The sequence below is a fragment of the Bacillus hominis genome, assembly GCF_018332515.1.
Lineage (GTDB): Bacteria > Bacillota > Bacilli > Bacillales > Bacillaceae_G > Bacillus_A > Bacillus_A hominis.
In genome coordinates, this window is the sequence record NZ_BOQD01000148.1 from 1 (window position 1) to 14,605 (window position 14,605).

Genomic DNA, 14,605 nt, shown 5'->3' on the forward strand with positions numbered 1-14,605 from the left:
GGTGGCTTCGCGTCTTCCTGCGAGGCAAAAAGCGACTCTACGTTAGAAGCTCCATCTCCCTCCCGTTCTGAGCGAGCCGGTTCCGCTTTTAGTTGATATCCAGCTTCAGTGGCCAGCTCCAGCGGCTAGAATCTCCGGTCATTGCGCTCTCTCACTCGAAGCGAAAAGCGCTTCAAGGTCGAGAGCTTGAAGTGTCCTGCGATTCTGAACGAGCCGCCTCCGCTTTTAGATAGGCCTCACTAATTCAAATTGTTCTCCTAGTTTTGCGTAGTTGTGTCCTGCTAGGCGGCTTATTGGTTTTAGTTCTTCGGCGTGAATTCGGCCGTTTTCGTATAAGTGTTCTGCGACGTGGAAGCGAACGACGCGGCCAATTAGTAGATCACAAGCTGGTGAGTCTTCGGTTCCGCCGAGCGGGATAGCGCGTTCTAATACGCATTCCATTCGAATGTTTGCTTCTTTCACTCCTGGGACTGAAATGACATCACTGTCGATCGGTGTTAGCTTTGCTAATTCGATTTCACTTTCATTAGGAGGTAGGTTGGCTGCTGTTTCATTGATCGCCTCTACGTAAGATTCATCAGAAATATGTACGACAAATTCTCCTTTTTCGATTGCGTTTCGGGAAGTGTCTTTCGGTTTTCCTTCTTTTCGTTGTACTGAAACCGAGATAAGTGGTGGATTGGCAGCGACGATATTGAAATAACTATATGGCGCACCATTTAATACACCATCTTTAGTTACAGAAGTAACGAATGCAACAGGACGTGGAATGATGCTTCCTGTTAGTAATTTGTAATTATCTTTTTCGGTTTGTTCGTTTGGATTAATGGATAACATGTTGTAATCCCCTTTCTAAATATGAATACTCATTGTTTGTTTACAAGATATCAATGGGAATCTCCTGCTGAAAAAAATATTTTTTTGATGATGTAAAAAAGAGATTACTTCAATTTGAAGTAATCTCTTTTTTGGTAAATATCTCGAAATGGAGATAAATATTAAAGTAAAACGTAAGCGCCAGGGCCGATTAAAGCTACACCAACTGCAACAGCGATTAACATTAAATTATACTCAAATCCGTTTTGTGTTACCCAGTAACCATTTTTTCCGTGAACTGTGAAGATGGCTACTAACATTGTTCCGACGATAAATAATGAACCAATTGCAGTGAAAATACCTGATGCGAATAAGAAACCACCTAATAGTTCAGTTGCACCTGCCATAAATGCCATAAAGACACCAGGGCGTAAACCGATTGATTCCATCCAGCCGCCTGTTCCTTTTAAGCCGTACCCACCGAACCAACCGAATAATTTTTGAGCACCATGACCCATGAATGTAATTCCTATAATAAGACGAATAATAAGAAGACCGAAATCCATCATTTTTAAAAACCTCCTAAAAGTTATTAACTTACCTTATGTAAGTAATAATAAAATAGTTACTTACTTTAGTCAAGTGAATTTCGAAAAAAGTTTGAAAGAAATTTTACAAAGTAACAACAAAAAATAAAATGTAGTAAAGACCTCTAGACAAGTTAGGTAAAAAAAGAGAAAATATAAGTAGAAGTTAACTTCTCATTGTTATTCAGACAATCAGAATTGACTGGAATTTTGTGAGGCGCTACAATAAGAGTCTAGTAGTAATGACATGATTTATTTCGAAAGCGTTTTTACAGTATAACATTCGAAGTATGAAGTCTTACGTGTATTTCGATCTTGAATAGAGATTGCCCTATAAACTTTTAGGTAAATTATAAGGAGGACTATCCTATGTTTAAAAAATTATTCGGTTTTGGTTCAAAAACAAATGAAGAAACAATCGTAGCTCCATTAACTGGAGCGGTGAAAAATATTGAAGAAGTACCAGATCCAGTATTCGCTGGTCGTATGATGGGTGACGGTGTTGCAATCGAGCCTACTGAAGGTGTAGTTGTATCTCCAGTTGACGGTGAAATCGTACAATTATTCCACACGAAACATGCTATTGGAATTAAAGCGAAAAACGGTACAGAAATTTTAATCCACGTTGGATTAGAAACTGTAAAAATGGAAGGTGAAGGTTTCGAAGCTCACGTTTCTGAAGGACAAGCTGTAAAAGCTGGAGATAAATTAATCTCATTCGACTTAGAATTAATTCGTGAAAAAGCGAAAAGTACAATTACTCCAATCGTTATTACAAACACAGATGCAGCTGAGTCTATTAAGACAACTATAGGTGTAACAGCTACAAAAGGTTCAACAGAAGTAATGAAAGTTACAATGAAATAATTATTGTATGAAAGGAATCTGTTTCGTATGAAATGGATTCCTTATTTTGTTTTGTAGTGTGTTCATTATGTATGGTAAAATACTTTGGGCACTTGGAAATAGGGTTTCACATATATGTGGATAAGGCGCATTTTTCTTAGAAAAAATATAAGAGAAATGCGCCTTTCGTATATTCACATTTCTTTTGTTCTATTCTAATGTACGCTATGATAAAGTGAAACTTTAATCAGTGGAGGTGGGAGTCTTACTGCCCACAAATAGCGGGATAAATGTTAGGAAACAGAAAAAAAGGGGTGGGTTTAGATGAAACGAGTGTTATTTGTTTGCACTGGAAATACATGCCGTAGTCCGATGGCTGAGGCTTTGCTTCGTCATTATGGAGAAGGTAAATTTGAAGTGCAATCTGCTGGTGTTTTCGCCTATCCTGGAAGCGATGCATCGGTACATGCAAAAGAAGCTTTAGCTGAAAAAGGAATTGCAATCAATCATGCCGCGCAGCAGGTAAACGAAACTTTGGTTGATTGGGCGGATATTGTAGTAACAATGACGGAAAACCATAAGCAAATTGTACTTGGGCATTATCCGAGTGTTGAAAAGAAATTGGATACATTATATGGATTAACTGAGGGTGTAAATAAGGATATTTCAGATCCATTTGGCGGATCGCTTTCTATTTATAAAGAAACGTTAGAAGAGATGGAAAAACTTGTACAAACTTTACTGAAAAAACATTCAGAAGGTTGATGTTTCGTGTATAATACGATATTGGAGATCACTTCGTTTCATTAAAGATAGCGAGTGTGAAATGAAGATAATTGTTTGAAACTTTGGAGGGGTAAAAATGAAAGTAGTAGTAGCATCTGATCACGGCGGTATGAATATCCGTAAAGAACTTGTAAGTTTATTAGAAGAGTTAAATATTGAATATATTGATTTAGGTTGTGAATGTGAAGCTGGTTCTGTTGATTACCCTGATTTTGCGTTTCCAGCAGCAGAAATGGTCGCGAATGGTGAAGTGGATCGTGGCATTTTAGTTTGTGGGACAGGCATTGGTATGTCAATCGCAGCAAACAAAGTAAATGGTATTCGTTGTGCATTAGTTCATGATACTTTCAGTGCGAAAGCGACGAGAGAGCATAATGACACTAACATGTTAGCAATGGGCGAGCGTGTAATTGGAGCTGGTCTAGCGCGTGATATCGCAAAAATTTGGCTAACAACTGACTATGAAGGTGGCCGTCACGAAAACCGCGTAGGAAAAATTAAAACGTACGAAACAAAGTAATAGATTCTAACTATAAGTAGTATGAAATATAATTTGGTGAACCAACCTGCGAAAGGAAGAGGCGTAATGACAGAAATCGTAAAGGTAAGAGAACAGCTGCAAATGTCGCTTTCTGATTTCCAAGAACAAGCCACGCTGCAAAGTGGTCAAATTTTTGTAGTGGGGTGTAGCACGAGCGAAGTGCTAGGTGAAAGAATTGGAACATCAGGAACGATGGAAGTGGCAGAGGCGATTTTTTCTGAATTAAAACAATTTCAAGAACGAACAGGTATTGAATTGGCGTTTCAATGTTGTGAGCATTTAAATCGTGCTTTAGTAGTTGAGAGAGATGTAGCGATGAAATATCAATTTGAAATTGTAACAGTTACGCCTGTTAGATCAGCAGGTGGTGCATTAGCGACGTATGCGTATCACAATTTTAAAGATCCGGTGGTAATTGAGTTTATTAAAGCAGATGCAGGAATGGATATTGGCGATACATTTATCGGTATGCATTTAAAGCATGTAGCTGTACCGGTTCGTACAAGTGTGAAGGAAATAGGAAGTGCGCATGTAACGATGGCGAAAACACGTGGGAAACTAATAGGTGGAGCGCGTGCTGTTTATGCGGCAAATGAAGAAGCTATTCCTTGCCGTTAAACATGAAAAATTATAAAGTCGTATAACAGCTTTATATCGAAAGATAAAAGGTATGTGGTCTGACTTTATAATAGAAGAAAGAAAAGACCAATTTCGGTCTTTTTTTTTCTTTTATGATATAGAAAGTCATGTTAGAATGTAGTTGAAAACATGAAGGTTCGAAAGAATTACAACCTGAATTTTCGTTTTTTCTGAATAAATGAGAAAAAACTATTGGGAATCGATGTAATTCGTTCAGAAAAGGGGGATTTTGGTGGATCATTTAAAACGTCAAGATGAAAAGGTATTTGCTGCAATTGAGGCAGAACTAGGAAGACAGCGTTCAAAGATTGAGTTAATTGCTTCGGAAAACTTCGTAAGTGAAGCAGTAATGGAGGCGCAAGGTTCTGTTTTAACGAATAAGTATGCTGAAGGATATCCTGGAAAACGTTACTATGGTGGTTGTGAACACGTAGACGTAGTAGAAGATATCGCACGTGATCGCGCGAAAGAAATTTTTGGCGCAGAGCATGTAAATGTTCAACCACATTCTGGTGCACAAGCGAACATGGCAGTATACTTCACGATTCTAGAGCAAGGCGATACAGTACTTGGTATGAATTTATCTCATGGTGGTCACTTAACACACGGAAGCCCTGTTAACTTCAGTGGAGTACAATATAATTTCGTAGAATATGGCGTGGATGCTGAATCTCACCGTATTAATTACGATGATGTATTAGCAAAAGCGAAAGAACATAAACCAAAATTAATCGTTGCAGGTGCAAGTGCATATCCTCGTGTTATCGATTTCAAACGATTCCGTGAGATTGCAGATGAAGTGGGCGCATACTTAATGGTTGATATGGCACATATCGCTGGTTTAGTAGCAGCTGGTTTACATCCAAACCCAGTACCACATGCACATTTCGTTACAACGACAACACATAAAACATTACGTGGTCCACGTGGTGGTATGATTTTATGTGAAGAGCAATTTGCAAAACAAATTGATAAATCAATCTTCCCTGGTATCCAAGGTGGCCCACTTATGCATGTAATTGCTGCAAAAGCTGTTGCATTTGGTGAGACACTGCAAGATGAGTTTAAAACATATGCACAAAATATCATTAATAATGCGAACCGCTTAGCTGAAGGTCTTCAAAAAGAAGGACTTACACTTGTTTCTGGTGGAACAGACAATCATTTAATCTTGATTGACGTTCGTAACTTAGAAATTACAGGTAAAGTAGCAGAGCACGTATTAGATGAAGTTGGTATTACAGTGAACAAAAATACAATTCCATTTGAAACAGCAAGCCCATTTGTAACAAGCGGCGTACGTATCGGTACAGCAGCTGTAACATCTCGTGGTTTCGGTTTAGAAGAAATGGATGAAATTGCAGCAATTATTGCTCATACATTAAAAAATCATGAGAATGAAGCTGAACTAGAAGAAGCGCGCAAACGTGTAGAAGCGTTAACGAGCAAATTCCCAATGTATACAAATCTATAATAGATTGAAAAGGACTGCTGGAACGTAATTGTTTTAGTAGTCTTTTTTTGTGGACATATATTATTTTTAAAGTATGTATACAAATGATGAATAAATTTTGGCGATATAATGAAGGATACAGCTCCCATAATTGGTAAAGATACTAGATAGATTCATCGCAAAATCATGATTTTGCCAAATTTGCCCTTGAATATTAGTAGCGTTTTCTTTACAATCGTAAATAGTGTAAAAAAGCGTGTAAACGCATGAATATCATCTAAAGGAGAGATTCACATGGGAAAACTGTATGTATTTGATCACCCGTTAATTCAACATAAGATTACATATATTCGCGATAAGAATACAGGTACGAAAGATTTTCGTGAATTAGTGGACGAAGTAGCAAGCTTAATGGCTTTCGAGATTACTCGTGACCTTCCACTTAAAGACATTGAAATTGAAACGCCTGTAAGCAAAGCGACAACAAAAGTGATCGCTGGTAAAAAACTTGGTTTAATTCCGATTTTACGTGCAGGTTTAGGAATGGTTGATGGAATTCTGAAATTAATTCCAGCAGCAAAAGTAGGACACGTTGGTTTATACCGTGACCCTGAAACATTGCAACCGGTAGAATACTATGTGAAACTTCCAACGGATGTAGAAGAGCGTGACTTTATCGTACTAGATCCGATGCTAGCAACAGGTGGTTCTGCAGCTGAAGCAATTAATTCTCTGAAAAAGCGCGGTGCAAAGCAAATTAAATTAATGTGTATCGTAGCTGCTCCAGAAGGAGTAAAAGTAGTACAGGAAGAGCATCCTGATGTTGATATTTATGTAGCAGCATTAGATGAGAAGTTAAATGACCATGGTTATGTAGTTCCAGGTCTTGGTGATGCTGGTGACCGTTTATTCGGAACGAAGTAAGACAACAGACGAGAGGGGGATTCCCCGCTCGTTTTTTTTTCGCCCTCAGCGAGCAGGGGAGGGGGAGATAAATATACAGGCTATATACAACATAAGTTATATACACATCACATATAATATAGAAGTCTTACGTCTCGGGGACACTATATTATGGAAGGAAAGCGCTATATCTTAAAAATGTAATAGTGACAAACTTGTGAACGTTTTCTTCTATTATAAATAGAAAACTGTTGGAAATTGCATATCTATAACCAGTATTTAGAAGGGGAACGTTTTCATTTTTGGGAGGAAATGCCTAATACTCAAATTTTTTGATTTTTTACGATTTCTCGTTGACACTGTTAATACCCTATTGTATGCTAACAACGGGGATAGATGGTAGGGCTTTCAGTGACAAAAATACATCTATTCCGTGACGAAAATGTAAACTTTTTATTTTGTATAGAATTTATGCAGAAAAATGAGTTATTATTAACACATCGTGAATGAGGGTCACATATTGGAGGGATGAATCCTTGCAAAAAAACGATCGCAGCCATATAAAAGCGTATGCTTTAATGTCAGGAATTCTTGCTCAGTTAGTTGGTTCTATTCTTATTGGAATCTTTGGTGGGCAATGGATTGATAATAAGGTTGGAACGTTTCCATTGTTTCTTATTATAGGGTTATTACTCGGGTTAGGAACAGGGGTATACGCAATGATTCGACTCATTCGACATTACTATTCGGGAGAGCAATGATGATAGACGTACATGGACTTGTCCAAAGACAAAAGAAATATATGTACTACTTGCTTGCGCTTCTAGTGCTAGGATGGGGACTTACCTCTTACAAGGATGTATTTCTTGGGCTGATTATCGGAACGATTTTCAGTTTTCTTAGTTTGCGCATCATTGCACGTAGAACAGACAAGCTGTTAGATCGCGTAACAAATGGAGAAAACGTGAAGTTTAAAGCAACAGCGGTAAGTACATATTCAAGATTCGCCACGATTGGGTTATTAATTTTATTTGCAGCCAAATATCAAGAATTAATTGCGATGTGGGGCTTAGGTGTAGGATTGCTGACAGGATACCTTGTCATGATCATAGATTTTCTTTATTTAGAGTATACGAGCAGGGAAGAGAGGTGAATTACTAGTGGAACACGGTAAATTAGTTGAATTTCTAGGTTTAACGTTCGATTTGTCATCAGTTATGATGGTTACTGTAGCAGCAGTTATTGTTTTCTTAATCGCTGTTATCGGAACTCGCAGCTTAGCGCTTCGCCCAACCGGGATGCAAAACTTCATGGAATGGGTGTTTGACTTCGTGAAAGGGATTATCAATAGTACGATGGACTGGAAAACAGGTGGACGTTTCTTAACGCTTGGCGTTACGCTTATCATGTTTATCATCGTATCGAACTTCCTTGGTTTACCATTCATGTATTCAACAGTTGAGGCTGGCGAACATATTGCATGGTGGAGATCACCAACGTCTGATCCAGCAGTTGCATTAACATTAGCCGTGATGGTAGTTACCCTCACCCATTATTATGGAATTAAGATGAAGGGTACGAAAGAATATGCTAAAGGTTATTTCCAACCTATGAAATTCTTATTCCCATTAAAGGTTATTGAGGAGTTTGCTAACACATTAACGTTAGGTCTTCGTTTATTTGGTAACATTTATGCAGGTGAAATCCTGTTAGGATTACTTGCTAAGTTAGGCGGAGCATCATTCCTTGGAGCATTAGGTGCACTTGTACCGATGTTAGCATGGATGGGATTCAGCGTATTCGTTGGATCAATCCAGTCATTTATTTTCGTTATGTTAACGATGGTTTATATGGCTCATAAAGTAAGCCATGACCATTAATATAATTTAAGTAAGAAAAAATTTATTTTTTTATAATACAAAGGAGGACAAATTAAATGAGTTTAGGTGTAATCGCAGCTGCAATTGCAATTGGTTTATCAGCATTAGGTGCAGGTATTGGTAACGGTCTTATCGTATCACGTACAATCGAAGGTGTTGCTCGTCAACCAGAATTAAAAGGCGCACTTCAAACAATTATGTTCATCGGGGTTGCATTAGTTGAGGCACTTCCAATTATCGGTGTAGTTATTGCTTTCATCGTAATGAACAAATAAGGGAGACTCCCCTTACATAGATGGCGAAGAGTGTTTTTTGAACTTTCTTCGCCATTGCTTTATGAACGAAACGTATGTCTTTTTTTTTCATATGATCAATTTAGATATTTTGAAGGGAGTGAATCCTTGTGCCAACTTTATTATTAGGGGCTTCCATTCCATTTGGAACGATTGCTTATACATTGTTCGTTTTCTTACTTCTATTAGTAATGCTACGCAAATTTGCGTGGGGTCCTTTAATGGGAATTATGAAAGAACGTGAAGAGCATGTTACTAATGAAATCGACGCTGCAGAAAGAAGTAACGCTGAAGCGAAGAAATTAGTAGAAGAACAACGTGAAATGTTAAAACAATCGCGTGTTGAAGCACAAGAGTTAATCGAAAGAGCGAAGAAACAAGCTGTAGATCAAAAAGATGTTATTGTTGCTGCTGCGAAAGAAGAAGCAGAATCAATTAAAACATCTGCTGTACAAGAAATTCAACGCGAAAAAGAGCAAGCAATTGCTGCTTTACAAGAACAAGTCGCTTCTTTATCTGTTCAAATTGCTTCTAAAGTAATTGAAAAAGAGTTAAAAGAAGAAGATCAAGTTAAGTTAATTCGCGATTATATTAAAGAAGTAGGAGAAGCGCGATGAGCAATGGGATTGTAGCAAAACGTTATGCTGTCGCTCTTTTTAAAATTGCAAAAGAAAAACACGTATTAGAAATGTTTGAAGAAGAGTTACGCCTTGTACAAAACGTTTATGTAAAGAACGGAGAACTACATAGCTTTTTAACACAACCGAACATTTCAAAAGAGCAGAAGAAAACGTTTCTTGCGAACGTATTCGCATCTGTTTCTGAATCTATTTTAAATACGTTATACATTTTAATTGATAACAAGCGTATTGATATCCTACCTGAAATTGCAGATGAATATGTTGTTCTTGCTAATGAAGAACGTAACGTAGCGGATGCAACTGTATATTCTATTCGTCTTCTATCAGAAGAAGAAAAACTTAACATTGCAGAAGCATTTGCAAAAAAAACAGGAAAAGATGCAATTCGCGTGAAAAATGTTGTGGATGAAGATTTACTAGGCGGCATTAAAGTACGTATTGGAAATCGCATTTACGACGGAAGCTTACAAGGAAAATTAGCACGTATTCAGCGTGAATTAATGAAGAATAGATAGGGGTGAAGCACATGAGCATCAGAGCTGAAGAAATTAGCGCACTGATAAAGCAACAAATCGAGAACTATCAGTCTGAAATCGAAGTGAGTGATGTTGGTACAGTTATCCAAGTTGGTGACGGTATCGCGCGTGCTCATGGTCTTGATAACGTTATGGCTGGTGAACTTGTAGAGTTCTCTAACGGCGTTATGGGACTAGCACAGAACTTAGAGGAAAACAACGTAGGTATCATTATTTTAGGACCTTACACAGAAATCCGTGAAGGTGACGAAGTTCGTCGTACTGGTCGCATCATGCAAGTACCAGTAGGAAAAGAACTAATCGGTCGTGTTGTAAACCCATTAGGTCAACCAGTTGATGGTTTAGGCCCAATCAATACAACAAATACTCGTCCAATCGAAAGTCCAGCACCAGGTGTAATGGATCGTAAATCTGTTCATGAGCCACTTCAAACAGGTATTAAAGCGATCGATGCTCTTGTACCAATTGGCCGTGGTCAACGTGAGTTAATCATCGGTGACCGCCAAACAGGTAAAACAGCAGTTGCACTTGATACGATCATTAATCAAAAAGATGAAGATATGATTTGTATTTATGTAGCTATCGGACAAAAAGAATCAACTGTACGTAACGTAGTAGAAACACTACGTAAGCACGGTGCATTAGATTACACAATCGTTGTAACTGCATCAGCTTCTCAACCAGCTCCATTATTATACCTAGCTGCTTATGCTGGTGTAACAATGGGTGAAGAGTTCATGTACAATGGTAAACACGTATTAGTAGTATATGATGACTTATCAAAACAAGCAGCGGCTTACCGTGAGCTTTCATTACTATTACGTCGTCCTCCAGGTCGTGAAGCTTATCCAGGGGATGTATTCTACTTACATTCTCGCTTATTAGAGCGTGCAGCAAAATTAAGTGATGCAAGAGGCGGCGGTTCTTTAACTGCACTACCTTTCATCGAAACACAAGCAGGGGACGTATCAGCTTACATCCCAACAAACGTAATCTCTATTACGGATGGACAAATCTTCTTACAATCTGACCTATTCTTCTCTGGCGTACGTCCAGCGATCGATGCGGGTACTTCTGTATCTCGTGTAGGTGGATCTGCTCAGATTAAAGCGATGAGTAAAGTATCAGGTACACTTCGTCTTGACCTTGCATCTTACCGTGAGTTAGAAGCGTTCGCTCAGTTCGGTTCTGACCTTGATAAAGCAACACAAGCGAAATTAAACCGTGGTGCTCGTACTGTTGAGGTATTAAAACAAGGATTACACAAACCGTTACGTGTAGAGAAACAAGTTATCATTCTTTACGCTTTAACACGTGGATTCCTAGATGATATCCCAGTAGTAGATATCACTCGTTTCGAAGAAGAATTCCATGCTTGGTTAGATTCTAATGCTACTGACTTATTAGAAGAAATTCGCACAACTAAGAAACTTGCGGATGACGACAAATTTGCAGCGGCAATTAACGGATTTAAAAAAGTATTCGTAGCTTCTGAATAATAAAAGCGTAAGCGGCTCGTCAAGCTGCTGGAGCTAGATAATATATATAGGCATCTCAATTTCTGAGATTGCTGACGGTTATGTAAAGGAAAAGAGTAGGTGCACCTATTCTTTTCCTTCAATCATGAGCAAGGATATCTTGCAACGTAGATTAGGAAGAGGATTCTTACTAATCGTGCCAACTTCCGGAAAAAAGGTGGTGAAAACCTGTGGCATCTTTACGCGATATAAAAGCGAAGATTACCTCGACAAAGAAAACGAGTCAAATTACGAAAGCGATGGAGATGGTATCTGCATCTAAGTTAAACCGTGCAGAGCAAAATGCTAAATCTTTCGTTCCGTATATGGAAAAGATTCAAGAAGTAGTAGCGAGCATTGCGCAAGGAAGCAAAGGGATTAATCATCCAATGCTAAATGCGCGTCCTGTAAAGCGTACAGGATACATCGTTATTACATCGGATCGCGGACTAGCAGGTGGTTATAACAGTAACGTATTACGTACAGTTAGTAACGTAATTCGTGAACGTCATAATATGGATTCAAACCAATATTCAATTATTGTGCTTGGACGACTAGGACGTGATTATTTAAAACGTCGCGGCTTTAACATCATTGATGAAGTAGTTGGATTATCTGACCACCCATCATTTACTGATATTAAAGATCTTGCTACTCGAGCAATTGCGATGTTCGCAGATGGTGCTTATGATGAGCTGTATATTTACTACAACCATTATGTAAGTAAAATTTCACAAGAAGTAACGGAAAATAAAATTTTACCGCTTACTGATGTGGCGTCTGATAAACCGACGACAGCTTATGAATTCGAACCTTCTGAAGAAGAGATTTTAAAAGTATTATTGCCACAATACGCAGAAAGCTTAGTGTACGGTGCATTACTAGACGGTAAAGCAAGTGAGCACGCGGCGCGTATGACAGCAATGAAGAGTGCTACAGACAACGCAATGGAAGTTATCGATTCACTTACACTTTCATTCAACCGTGCACGTCAAGCAGCGATTACGCAAGAAATTACGGAAATCGTTGGTGGAGCAGCAGCGTTAGAATAGTATTAAAAAGCGTAGGCGGTTCTTTCAGGAGAACCGCGAAAGCTACACTAATATAAAAATTAAAAGCCGACTTCTCTTAGAAAGCTGGCTAATTAAAAGAAAGCTAGGAGGGAACCCGATGAATAAAGGGCGCGTTACGCAAATCATGGGTCCGGTTGTAGATGTTAAGTTTGATGGCGGAAAGCTACCAGAAATCTACAACGCCCTTACGGTAAAACAAAGCAACGAAAACGGAGCAAGCATTAACTTAACATTTGAAGTTGCACTTCATTTAGGTGATGACACAGTTCGTACAGTTGCAATGTCTTCCACAGATGGACTTGTTCGTGGCACAGAAGTAGAAGATACTGGTAAAGCAATCTCTGTACCAGTTGGTGATGCAACACTTGGTCGTGTATTCAACGTATTAGGTGATGCAATTGACTTAGATGGTGAACTTCCTGCGGATGTACACCGTGATCCAATTCACCGTCAAGCACCTGCATTCGAAGAATTATCTACTAAAGTAGAAATTCTTGAAACTGGTATTAAAGTAGTAGACTTACTTGCTCCTTACATTAAGGGTGGTAAGATCGGTCTATTCGGTGGTGCCGGTGTAGGTAAAACAGTATTAATTCAGGAATTAATCAATAACATCGCACAAGAGCATGGTGGTATCTCTGTATTCGCTGGTGTAGGTGAGCGTACTCGTGAGGGTAATGACTTATACCATGAAATGAGCGATTCTGGCGTAATCAAGAAAACTGCGATGGTATTCGGACAAATGAATGAGCCACCTGGAGCACGTCAACGTGTTGCATTAACAGGTTTAACAATGGCTGAGCATTTCCGTGATGAGCAAGGACAAGATGTACTATTGTTCATCGATAACATCTTCCGTTTCACGCAAGCAGGTTCTGAAGTATCTGCCCTTCTTGGTCGTATGCCATCTGCGGTAGGTTACCAACCAACACTTGCAACAGAAATGGGTCAATTACAAGAGCGTATTACATCTACAAATAAAGGATCTATCACGTCTATCCAAGCGGTATATGTACCAGCCGATGACTATACGGATCCAGCACCAGCTACAACGTTCGCTCACTTAGATGCAACAACAAACTTAGAGCGTCGTTTAACACAAATGGGTATTTACCCAGCCGTAGATCCATTAGCATCTACATCTCGTGCACTTTCTCCAGAAATTGTAGGAGAAGAGCATTATGAAGTAGCTCGTAAAGTGCAACAAACTTTACAACGTTATAAAGAGCTTCAAGATATCATCGCTATCTTAGGTATGGATGAGTTATCTGAAGAAGATAAGTTAGTTGTACATCGTGCTCGTCGTATTCAATTCTTCTTATCTCAAAACTTCCACGTAGCTGAGCAGTTTACAGGTCAAAAAGGTTCTTACGTACCTGTAAAAAATACAGTTAGTGGCTTCAAAGAAATTCTAGAAGGAAAATATGATGACCTTCCAGAAGATGCATTCCGCTTAGTAGGTAGCATTGAAGAAGTTATTGAAAACGCGAAGAAAATGATGGCGTAAGGCCTTAGGAGGGACGAATTATGAAGACATTTCCAGTCAGTATTGTAACTCCTGATGGACCGGTTTACGAAAAAGAAGTAGAAATGGTAAGCGTAAAAGCAGAGAGTGGGGAAATGGGGATCTTACCAGGTCACATTCCAACTGTTGCACCGTTAAAAATTAGTGCGGTTCGTCTGAAAAATGGTGGGCACACTGATTATGTAGCAGTAAGTGGTGGCTTTATCGAAGTTCGTCCAGATAAAGTAACTATATTATCATCATCTGCTGAAGAAGCAAACCATATCGATATCCATCGTGCAAATGAATCGAAACGTCGCGCTGAGCAACGTATGCAAGATAAACAAGCACATGTTGACTTTAGACGTGCAGAAATGGCTTTGCAGCGTGCTGTGAACCGTTTAAACGTTTCCGATATGAAGTAAAAAAATCCGTAAGGGCTCTTGCCTTTACGGATTTTTTATGTAGTTTATCCCGCGTTAACGGGCAGTAAAACTCCCACCTCTAAATTTGGCTGGAGCAAAGAAGTTAGGTGGGAGATCAACTGCCCGTAAACGCCCGATTGGTTAAACTAATAATCAGTGGGGGAT

The 14,605-nt window shown here is 38.9% G+C and carries 19 protein-coding genes; 17 read left to right on the forward strand and 2 right to left on the reverse strand.

The window, feature by feature from the left end; genetic code table 11:
* Positions 1-225: 225 nt before the first annotated feature.
* Together KI356_RS15455 and KI356_RS15460 are read right to left on the reverse strand one after the other, a co-directional pair.
* Complete coding sequence (locus tag KI356_RS15455) at positions 226-837, reverse strand: flavin reductase family protein (protein ID WP_016106716.1); 612 nt, start codon at positions 835-837, stop codon at positions 226-228.
* Positions 838-998: 161 nt separating this feature from the next.
* The gene (locus KI356_RS15460) at positions 999-1,385 is read right to left on the reverse strand and encodes a DoxX family protein (protein WP_128281742.1); all 387 of its coding nucleotides are present in this window, start codon (positions 1,383-1,385) and stop codon (positions 999-1,001) included.
* Positions 1,386-1,772: 387 nt separating this feature from the next.
* Between KI356_RS15460 and KI356_RS15465 the strand changes: the two genes are divergently transcribed.
* The 17 genes from KI356_RS15465 to atpC all read left to right on the forward strand — a co-directional run bounded on the left by KI356_RS15465 (position 1,773) and on the right by atpC (position 14,440).
* Positions 1,773-2,270, forward strand: a complete 498-nt coding sequence (locus KI356_RS15465; RefSeq protein WP_128281743.1) for a PTS sugar transporter subunit IIA — start codon at positions 1,773-1,775, stop codon at positions 2,268-2,270.
* Between the two features lie 303 nt (positions 2,271-2,573).
* The gene (locus KI356_RS15470; RefSeq protein ID WP_212935834.1) at positions 2,574-3,014 is read left to right on the forward strand and encodes a low molecular weight protein arginine phosphatase; all 441 of its coding nucleotides are present in this window, start codon (positions 2,574-2,576) and stop codon (positions 3,012-3,014) included.
* Between the two features lie 97 nt (positions 3,015-3,111).
* Positions 3,112-3,555 carry a ribose 5-phosphate isomerase B gene (gene rpiB / locus KI356_RS15475; protein ID WP_000869917.1) on the forward strand — a complete coding sequence of 148 codons (444 nt, stop codon included), beginning with the start codon at positions 3,112-3,114 and terminating at the stop codon, positions 3,553-3,555.
* A gap of 66 nt (positions 3,556-3,621) precedes the next feature.
* On the forward strand, positions 3,622-4,194 hold the full coding sequence (locus KI356_RS15480; RefSeq protein WP_002130064.1) for a TIGR01440 family protein: 573 nt from the start codon (positions 3,622-3,624) through the stop codon (positions 4,192-4,194).
* Positions 4,195-4,447: 253 nt separating this feature from the next.
* Positions 4,448-5,689 (forward strand): serine hydroxymethyltransferase, encoded by a 1,242-nt coding sequence (gene glyA, locus KI356_RS15485; RefSeq protein ID WP_002123787.1) that lies wholly within the window; start codon positions 4,448-4,450, stop codon positions 5,687-5,689.
* A gap of 273 nt (positions 5,690-5,962) precedes the next feature.
* Complete coding sequence (gene upp, locus KI356_RS15490; RefSeq protein WP_000517536.1) at positions 5,963-6,592, forward strand: uracil phosphoribosyltransferase; 630 nt, start codon at positions 5,963-5,965, stop codon at positions 6,590-6,592.
* Between the two features lie 375 nt (positions 6,593-6,967).
* Positions 6,968-7,081: a DUF4024 domain-containing protein gene (locus KI356_RS15495; RefSeq protein WP_033712414.1), complete on the forward strand. Its 114-nt coding sequence runs from the start codon at positions 6,968-6,970 to the stop codon at positions 7,079-7,081.
* Positions 7,082-7,107: 26 nt separating this feature from the next.
* The gene (locus tag KI356_RS15500) at positions 7,108-7,332 is read left to right on the forward strand and encodes an AtpZ/AtpI family protein (RefSeq protein WP_001171219.1); all 225 of its coding nucleotides are present in this window, start codon (positions 7,108-7,110) and stop codon (positions 7,330-7,332) included.
* Positions 7,332-7,724 carry an ATP synthase subunit I gene (locus KI356_RS15505; protein ID WP_128281746.1) on the forward strand — a complete coding sequence of 131 codons (393 nt, stop codon included), beginning with the start codon at positions 7,332-7,334 and terminating at the stop codon, positions 7,722-7,724. The genes KI356_RS15500 and KI356_RS15505 overlap by 1 nt, the downstream gene beginning before the upstream one ends.
* Before the next feature lie 7 nt (positions 7,725-7,731).
* The gene (atpB, locus tag KI356_RS15510; protein ID WP_002089740.1) at positions 7,732-8,451 is read left to right on the forward strand and encodes a F0F1 ATP synthase subunit A; all 720 of its coding nucleotides are present in this window, start codon (positions 7,732-7,734) and stop codon (positions 8,449-8,451) included.
* A gap of 56 nt (positions 8,452-8,507) precedes the next feature.
* Complete coding sequence (gene atpE / locus KI356_RS15515) at positions 8,508-8,726, forward strand: F0F1 ATP synthase subunit C (protein ID WP_000052064.1); 219 nt, start codon at positions 8,508-8,510, stop codon at positions 8,724-8,726.
* 128 nt (positions 8,727-8,854) lie between these two features.
* Entirely contained in the window at positions 8,855-9,361 is a 507-nt protein-coding gene (gene atpF / locus KI356_RS15520; RefSeq protein WP_128281747.1) for a F0F1 ATP synthase subunit B, read from the forward strand.
* Complete coding sequence (atpH, locus tag KI356_RS15525; protein ID WP_128281748.1) at positions 9,358-9,900, forward strand: F0F1 ATP synthase subunit delta; 543 nt, start codon at positions 9,358-9,360, stop codon at positions 9,898-9,900. The genes atpF and atpH overlap by 4 nt, the downstream gene beginning before the upstream one ends.
* Positions 9,901-9,911: 11 nt before the next feature.
* Positions 9,912-11,420, forward strand: coding sequence for a F0F1 ATP synthase subunit alpha (gene atpA, locus KI356_RS15530; protein WP_000027511.1), 1,509 nt, complete (start codon positions 9,912-9,914; stop codon positions 11,418-11,420).
* A gap of 209 nt (positions 11,421-11,629) precedes the next feature.
* Complete coding sequence (gene atpG / locus KI356_RS15535) at positions 11,630-12,490, forward strand: F0F1 ATP synthase subunit gamma (protein ID WP_212935835.1); 861 nt, start codon at positions 11,630-11,632, stop codon at positions 12,488-12,490.
* 118 nt (positions 12,491-12,608) lie between these two features.
* Entirely contained in the window at positions 12,609-14,018 is a 1,410-nt protein-coding gene (gene atpD, locus KI356_RS15540; protein WP_128281749.1) for a F0F1 ATP synthase subunit beta, read from the forward strand.
* Positions 14,019-14,038: 20 nt separating this feature from the next.
* The gene (gene atpC / locus KI356_RS15545) at positions 14,039-14,440 is read left to right on the forward strand and encodes a F0F1 ATP synthase subunit epsilon (RefSeq protein WP_002123795.1); all 402 of its coding nucleotides are present in this window, start codon (positions 14,039-14,041) and stop codon (positions 14,438-14,440) included.
* Positions 14,441-14,605 lie beyond the last annotated feature (165 nt).

Coding starts and splice junctions, on each gene's coding strand:
- rpiB (WP_000869917.1), top strand. CDS start 3,112: ATGAAAGTAGTAGTAGCATCTGATCACGGCGGTATGAATATCCGTAAA.
- atpE (WP_000052064.1), top strand. CDS start 8,508: ATGAGTTTAGGTGTAATCGCAGCTGCAATTGCAATTGGTTTATCAGCA.
- KI356_RS15480 (WP_002130064.1), top strand. CDS start 3,622: ATGACAGAAATCGTAAAGGTAAGAGAACAGCTGCAAATGTCGCTTTCT.
- atpA (WP_000027511.1), top strand. CDS start 9,912: ATGAGCATCAGAGCTGAAGAAATTAGCGCACTGATAAAGCAACAAATC.
- KI356_RS15495 (WP_033712414.1), top strand. CDS start 6,968: ATGGTAGGGCTTTCAGTGACAAAAATACATCTATTCCGTGACGAAAAT.
- upp (WP_000517536.1), top strand. CDS start 5,963: ATGGGAAAACTGTATGTATTTGATCACCCGTTAATTCAACATAAGATT.
- atpH (WP_128281748.1), top strand. CDS start 9,358: ATGAGCAATGGGATTGTAGCAAAACGTTATGCTGTCGCTCTTTTTAAA.
- KI356_RS15455 (WP_016106716.1), bottom strand. CDS start 837: ATGTTATCCATTAATCCAAACGAACAAACCGAAAAAGATAATTACAAA.
- atpD (WP_128281749.1), top strand. CDS start 12,609: ATGAATAAAGGGCGCGTTACGCAAATCATGGGTCCGGTTGTAGATGTT.
- KI356_RS15460 (WP_128281742.1), bottom strand. CDS start 1,385: ATGATGGATTTCGGTCTTCTTATTATTCGTCTTATTATAGGAATTACA.
- KI356_RS15465 (WP_128281743.1), top strand. CDS start 1,773: ATGTTTAAAAAATTATTCGGTTTTGGTTCAAAAACAAATGAAGAAACA.
- KI356_RS15470 (WP_212935834.1), top strand. CDS start 2,574: ATGAAACGAGTGTTATTTGTTTGCACTGGAAATACATGCCGTAGTCCG.
- atpC (WP_002123795.1), top strand. CDS start 14,039: ATGAAGACATTTCCAGTCAGTATTGTAACTCCTGATGGACCGGTTTAC.
- KI356_RS15505 (WP_128281746.1), top strand. CDS start 7,332: ATGATAGACGTACATGGACTTGTCCAAAGACAAAAGAAATATATGTAC.